This is a genomic window from Pseudomonas sp. MD195_PC81_125, from assembly GCF_014060985.1.
GTDB lineage: Bacteria > Pseudomonadota > Gammaproteobacteria > Pseudomonadales > Pseudomonadaceae > Aquipseudomonas > Aquipseudomonas parakoreensis.
This window is the reverse complement of the sequence record NZ_JABULD010000465.1, coordinates 1-6,514: the sequence shown is the minus strand read 5'-3', so window position 1 is coordinate 6,514 and position 6,514 is coordinate 1. Positions and strand designations below refer to the sequence as shown.

Sequence of the window (6,514 nt, the reverse complement as noted above, 5' to 3'; positions counted from 1 at the left end):
GGCTGCGATCTTTTGCTCTTGCCTTATTTGGTCGGCTTGACGGTCACGGGCGCTTGCCAGCCTTCATCTGCTCAAGCAGCGGCGCGCACTGATTCGGCTCACCACCGCTCGGCGCCACGAGCGCCAGCAGTCCCGCCGCTGGTGCAGCGATCACGCCCAGTGCAACCATTCCCGCCCCGCGCAGCATCAACGGTACAGCCTTGACCCCGGCGTCCGGCTTGATGAACTTGCCGCGCACGTACAGCGGTGAACGCAGCGAAATCAGACGCCAGCCCTTGGATTCCGGGGTCACGGTCAGGTCCAGTTGCTCGGTGGCCATGTTCGCCGTGCCGTCGATGTAAATAATCGCGTTCTCGGTATCGAACACAAACAGCCGCGTGGTCGCCAGGCCGGTCTTGATGTCGAAGTCCGCCGCCGCGCAGTTGATCTTCACTTCCTTGTCGCCAAAGATCTTGCCGACCACGTAGTTACCGACGTTGAGTCCTGCCAGTTCCATCAGCTCGCGGCTGATCGCCCCGTCGTTGATCAGCATCTTCAACTGGCCATTGGCGCCACCGAGCAGCTTGGCCACCGAGTTGCCGCGGCCGCTGATATCGGCGTCGCCATTGAGCTCACCGAAACTGGTTTTCATCGGTTCGAAGGTCGGGAACAACTGCTTGAGCTTGAACCCGCGCGCGGTCAGTTTGGCCCGGCCTTCCAGCGGTTCGGCGCGACCGTTGAGGCGAATCTGCGCGTCCAGATTACCGCCGGCCACGCCGAAGCGCAGCGGTTCGAGGCTGAGTTCGCCGTCGTTGAGTTTCAGGTGGGTATAAAGGTCGGTGAACGGCAGTTTTTCGCTGTGCACGATGCGTTTGCCAGTGAACTCGACGTCGGCATCCATCGCGCGCCAGCGGTCGGTCTTGAACTCTTCAACCGGCAGCACTTTGTCGGTCGGCTGCTTGCTCTCGCCGCCGCGGGCCTTTTGCTTGTCATTCGAGTCGGCGCCGATCAGCGGCGCGAGGTCGGCGAACAGCAGCTGATTGGACAGCAGCGCACCACTGAGTTTTGGCCGAGGCTGACTGGCGACGTAGGTCAGATCGCCATGAATGTCACTGCCGCCGATCTTGCCGTTGAACTGCTCGTAGGTGAATTTCGCCCCGGCGGCGTCATGCAATTTGGCAATCAGATGGCCGTCGGTGGAGTACGGCGGCGTGTCCGGCAGAGTCACGCCGGTCAGCGGATAGAGGTTGCCGAGGCTGGCACCGGCCAGTTTCAGCCGCAGATCGAGGGCACCGAGGTTGAGCGGGTCGGTCAGCGTACCGGCGAGTTCGAGACTGGTGGCGCCAATCTTCGCCTGGGCCTGCAGCGGGAACGGTTTGTTCGCGTCCTGCAACGCCAGCAATCCGCCGATTTTGCCCTGGCCGGTGAGATTCTGGCCGTGGTACTGGCCTTTGACCTTCAGCGCGAACGCATAGTCCTGCGGCGCAGTGCCTTTGTCCTGGGCCGTTTTCGCGGCTTTGTCACCGACGATTTCGCTGAACGGAATCGGTTTGCCCAGCGGATCGATCACCACATCGAGATGGGTCTTGAGCGTCTGGTCGTCCAGCGTGACGTGGCCCTTGTCGAAACCGATGGCGCCGATGTCCACCACCCAGTTCGACGGTTCGGCGTTCGGGTCTTTGGGGTCGAACTTGAAGGTCCAGTTGGCGCGGCCATCGGCCAGGCGTTGCAGTTGCGCGTTGGGCTCGGTCAGGTCGATGCGCGGGATCGTCACCCGTTGCGCCAGCAGGGCCAGCGGCGAGATGCGCAGCTCCACGCGTTTGAGGGTGACCATCTGCGGCTGCTTCGACCAGTCCGGGTTGCCCAGCGTCAGGTCTTCAGCCACCACGTGCGGCCACGGCACCCAGGCCCGCCAGCCGCCCTCGTCCGGCTCGCGCTGCCAGATCACTGCGAGGTTGCCATTAATGGCAAACGGTCGATGCAGTTCTTCCGAGACTTTGGCGTTGAGCGGCGGTTTGATCCGGTTCCAATCGAAGAACACGATGATCAGAACGAGTACCGCCAGCAGCAGTACGAGGATGGCGAAGGTCCAACTGAAGATTTTCCCGGTGCGCGTCATGCACAAAACTCCTGATGACGACCGCACGCCGACTTCGCGACGCACAGCTGAAACGGCGGGCCAAAGCGGCCCTCATGAAATCTACGACTGGCAAACAGTGCGCAGGTTTAATCGGAATATAGATTCCGTGGCAAAAAATCGCCCGAATGCTGACTGATTGGTCGAACAGCGTTACCGCTGCCCGCACATTTGCGAGGCGCGAGTGAGTCGAAAATACCCACTGCGGTGCAAAACCACCGCCCGCAAACGCCCGAGCTAGAGCGCCTCGGCAGAACAATCAATTCTGTTGATTATTACCATTGCGTTTATGAACTTTTATATCGACTTATCGAGAGTAGCATTGGCTCCGTACCCACTTTATCGCCCTCCCAAGGAGCAACCCATCATGAAACGCCAATTACTGCTCAGCCTTACCCTGTCGATGCTAGCCAGCACTGCTTTCGCCCTGCCCGCTGCCGATCAGGCTACCCCACAAGTGAAATCCAGCCACTCGGTGTTCAGCCAGACTGTGGCTGCTGATGGCGGCGACCGCACTCCACAAGGCCAGACCCTGGCTGAAAACGGCCGTAATCGTCTGGAAGAGAAAGGCCTGGTACAAGATGGCTACGACAAGACGCCACAAGGCCAAGCTGTAGCAGAAGGTGGCCGTGATCGTCTGGAAGAGAAAGGTCTGGTGCAAGACGGCTATGACAAGACTCCACAAGGTCAGACCCTGGCTTCCGATGGCAGCGACCGCACTCCACAAGGCCAGACCCTCGCTGAAGGTGGTGGTGACCGCACCCCACAAGGCCAGACCCTTGCCGAAGACGGTTTCGACAAAACCCCACTGGGCCAAGCCGTTGCCGAAGGTGGTGGTGACCGTGTGATCGAACGCAACAGCGCTTTGAGCTAAGCCCATGGCGGCCTGGAAAAAAAGCCCAATCACCGGATTGGGCTTTTGACTTTTTCAGCACTGGCAACCTGCAACCCCCCTTTTTACCGCTGACATTCCCCCTGCCGTTCGACGCCAGCAAAGCCGATTTGCTAGAGTGCGGCGCTTGTCCCGCTCAAGAAAACGCCTTTGCGATGCTGCCCCGCGCCGAACAGAAACAACAGACCCGCAATGCCCTGATGGACGCTGCCCGCCATTTGATGGAAAGCGGCCGAGGATTCGGCAGCCTGAGCCTGCGCGAAGTGACCAAGACCGCCGGCATCGTGCCCACCGGTTTCTATCGGCACTTTGCCGACATGGACGAGCTGGGGCTGGTGCTGGTCAGTGAAGTCGGCCAGACCTTCCGCGAGACCATCCGCCTGGTGCGCCACAACGAATTCGTCATGGGCGGCATTATCGATGCGTCGGTGCGGATCTTCCTCGACGTGGTCAGCGCCAACCGTTCGCAATTCCTGTTTCTCGCCCGCGAGCAGTACGGCGGCTCGCTGCCGGTGCGTCAGGCGATCGGTCGTCTGCGCGAGAACATCAGCGCCGACCTCGCGGCCGACCTGACGCTGATGCCCAAGTTGCAACATCTGGATGCAGCCGGCCTGAGCGTGATCGCCGACCTGATCGTCAAATCGGTGTTCGCCACCCTGCCGGACATCATCGACCCGCCCGCCGAGGCCCTGCCGGAACATCTGACACCTCAGGCGAAGATCACCCAGCAATTGCGCTTCATCTTTATCGGCCTCAAGCACTGGCAAGGGCTGGGCAGCACCGAGTAAAGAGCAAAAGATCGCAGCCTTCGGCAGCCCCTACACCAACCCCCTGTAGGAGCTGCCGAAGGCTGCGATCTTTTTTTGTTGGCCACAAATTGGTGCATGTAAAAATCTTCACGCACCAAGATCTTCCAAAATCCTGCAACATCTTGAAACATCCTCTACGCTCCGACAGGGATTTCCTACATCTCGGCCGGTTGGCAAGCCCCTTGCTCTAGCCCTCCCTACAGTCCACTGCTGGAAGCTTTCCGATGCTGGTGATTCACCGCAGAATCGACGCTCAACCTGTCTGGTCCGCCGAGTTGCACCTGACGTTCGAAGCGCGGAGCAAAAGCCGTCTGCGCTGTTTCAGTGCCGACGGTGAAGACGTCGGGTTGTTTCTGGAGCGCGGTCAGGCGCCGTTATGCGACGGCGAATGCCTGCAGGCCGAAGACGGCCGCATCGTTCGTGTCTGCGCCCGCCCCGAGCAACTGCTGCACGTCACCTGCGCCAATGCCTTTGAACTGACCCGCGCCGCCTATCACCTGGGCAACCGCCACGTCGCTCTGCAAGTCGGCGATGGCTGGCTGCGTCTGCTCGACGATTACGTGCTCAAGGCCATGCTCGAACAGCTCGGCGCGCAGGTCGAAGCGATTGAAGCGCCCTTCCAGCCGGAGCACGGTGCCTACGGCGGCGGCCATCATCATTCGCGGCATGGCGACGAAGATTTCAACTACGCGCCCAAACTCCATCAGTTCGGCGTTCGCCTGTGAATCCGGCCTGGGCGCTGCTGCGCCTGGCCAGTCCGCAACTGCCGATTGGCGGCTACAGCTATTCGCAAGGCCTGGAAATGGCGGTGGATAACGGCCGCGTGAACAACCCGGACAGCGCCCGGCGCTGGATCAGCGATCAACTGCTGCTCAACCTCGCCCGTTTCGAAGCGCCGCTGCTGCTCGCCCATTGTCAGGCTGCGGCCGAGGAAAACTGGCCCGAGTTGCTGCATCTCTGCGAAACCCACCGCGCCAGCCGCGAGACCCGCGAGTTACATCTGGAGAGTCGGCAGATGGGTTACTCGCTGCAGCAGTTGCTCAACGGTCTGCCGGAACTCGACGCGCCGGCCCGCCGCTTTCTCGAGCAATGCGCGGAACCGCATCTGGCTCTTGGCTGGGCACTGGCGGCCCGCGCCTGGGGCATCAACCCGCAGGATGCACTCGCCGCGTGGCTGTGGAGCTGGCTGGAAAACCAGCTCGCGGTATTGATGAAAACCCTGCCGCTGGGCCAGCAAGCCGCCCAGCGCCTGACCAGCGAACTGCTGCCACTGCTGCAACAGGCGCAGCAGGACGCCACGCGCATTAATCCCGAACACATCGGCAGCGCCGCATTCGGTCTGTCCCTGGCGTGCATGGCGCATGAGCGCCAGTACAGCCGTCTGTTTCGCTCTTAGGAGAACAACCATGAACACACAACCCCTGCGCGTCGGCATCGGCGGCCCGGTCGGTTCCGGCAAAACCGCATTGACCCTGGCCCTGTGCCTGGCGTTGCGCGATCGCTACAACCTGGCCGTCGTCACCAACGACATCTACACCCGCGAAGACGCCGACTTTCTGGTGCGCAACGAAGCGCTGGCGCCGGAGCGGATCATTGGCGTGGAAACCGGCGGCTGCCCGCACACGGCAATCCGCGAGGACGCCTCAATCAACCTCGAAGCCGTCGATCAACTGAACCGACGCTTTCCGGGGCTGGACCTGATTCTGGTGGAGTCCGGTGGCGACAACCTGTCGGCAACCTTCAGCCCGGAGCTGTCAGACCTGACCATCTACGTGATCGACGTCTCTGCCGGCGACAAGCTGCCGCGCAAGGGCGGGCCGGGGATCTGCAAGTCCGATCTGCTGGTGATCAACAAGATCGATCTGGCGCCGCTGGTCGGCGCGTCGCTGGAAATGATGAACAGCGACACCCAGCGCATGCGTAACGGCAAGCCGTTCGTCTTCAGCAACCAGAAAACCGGACAGGGCCTGGAAAACATCATTGCCTTCATCGAACGCCAAGGCCTGCTGAACGCCGCCTGATTCATTGACCAACAAGGAAGCTTCTCCATGACACTCAAACGCATTCTCGGCGCCGTGGCGCTGCTGCTGACCCCAGCCCTCGCCTTCGCCCACCCGGGCCACGGCGACAGTGGGCTGGTCGCCGGTATCAGCCACCCGATCGGCGGCCTCGACCACTTGCTGGCGATGATTGCGGTCGGCCTGTGGGCGGCGCAGCAACAAGGTGCGGCGCGTTGGGCGCTGCCGTGCACCTTCGTCGGCACCATGCTGATCGGCGGCATGCTCGGTTTTGAAGGGCTGGAGCTGCCGGCGCTGGAAAGCGGGATCGCTGCCTCGGTGCTGGCGCTGGGTCTGGCGGTGGCACTGGCGGTGCGTCCACCGCTGGTAATGGCGGTGGCGGCGACGGCACTGTTTGCACTGTTCCATGGCGTGGCGCACGGCCTGGAGCTGCCGGACATGAGCAGTCCGTGGGCGTATGCCGCCGGTTTTGTCGCGGCGACGGCAGCGTTGCATGCGGCGGGTTATGGCCTGGTGCGCGTGTTGCCTCAGGCTGCCGCGCCGCTGGTGCGACTTGCCGGTGCTGCTTCGGCGATGACTGGCGCCTGGTTGCTGGCCGGCTGATCTATACCGCCTGAACCGGCCTCATCGCTGGCAAGCCAGCTCCCACAGGTTTGTGGTTGATAACAATCCTTGTGGG

7 protein-coding genes are annotated in these 6,514 nt (G+C 61.9%); 6 read left to right on the top strand and 1 reads right to left on the bottom strand.

Annotated elements, in window-relative coordinates; translation table 11 throughout:
- Positions 1-43: 43 nt before the first annotated feature.
- A complete protein-coding gene (locus HT737_RS18710) occupies positions 44-2,098 on the bottom strand; it encodes an AsmA family protein (RefSeq protein WP_182403610.1) in 2,055 nt (684 codons plus the stop codon).
- 385 nt (positions 2,099-2,483) lie between these two features.
- Between HT737_RS18710 and HT737_RS18705 the strand changes: the two genes are divergently transcribed.
- From HT737_RS18705 to HT737_RS18680, 6 genes are all read left to right on the top strand, one after another.
- Positions 2,484-2,990, top strand: coding sequence for a hypothetical protein (locus tag HT737_RS18705; RefSeq protein WP_041065594.1), 507 nt, complete (start codon positions 2,484-2,486; stop codon positions 2,988-2,990).
- A gap of 173 nt (positions 2,991-3,163) precedes the next feature.
- The gene (locus tag HT737_RS18700) at positions 3,164-3,796 is read left to right on the top strand and encodes a TetR family transcriptional regulator (protein ID WP_007966952.1); all 633 of its coding nucleotides are present in this window, start codon (positions 3,164-3,166) and stop codon (positions 3,794-3,796) included.
- A 245-nt stretch (positions 3,797-4,041) separates the two neighbouring features.
- Entirely contained in the window at positions 4,042-4,542 is a 501-nt protein-coding gene (gene ureE, locus HT737_RS18695) for an urease accessory protein UreE (RefSeq protein WP_182403608.1), read from the top strand.
- Complete coding sequence (locus tag HT737_RS18690) at positions 4,539-5,213, top strand: urease accessory protein UreF (RefSeq protein WP_047291005.1); 675 nt, start codon at positions 4,539-4,541, stop codon at positions 5,211-5,213. The genes ureE and HT737_RS18690 overlap by 4 nt, the downstream gene beginning before the upstream one ends.
- Positions 5,214-5,223: 10 nt before the next feature.
- A complete protein-coding gene (gene ureG / locus HT737_RS18685) occupies positions 5,224-5,838 on the top strand; it encodes an urease accessory protein UreG (RefSeq protein ID WP_182403606.1) in 615 nt (204 codons plus the stop codon).
- Positions 5,839-5,865: 27 nt separating this feature from the next.
- On the top strand, positions 5,866-6,438 hold the full coding sequence (locus tag HT737_RS18680; RefSeq protein WP_182403604.1) for a HupE/UreJ family protein: 573 nt from the start codon (positions 5,866-5,868) through the stop codon (positions 6,436-6,438).
- The last annotated feature ends 76 nt before the right edge of the window (positions 6,439-6,514 follow it).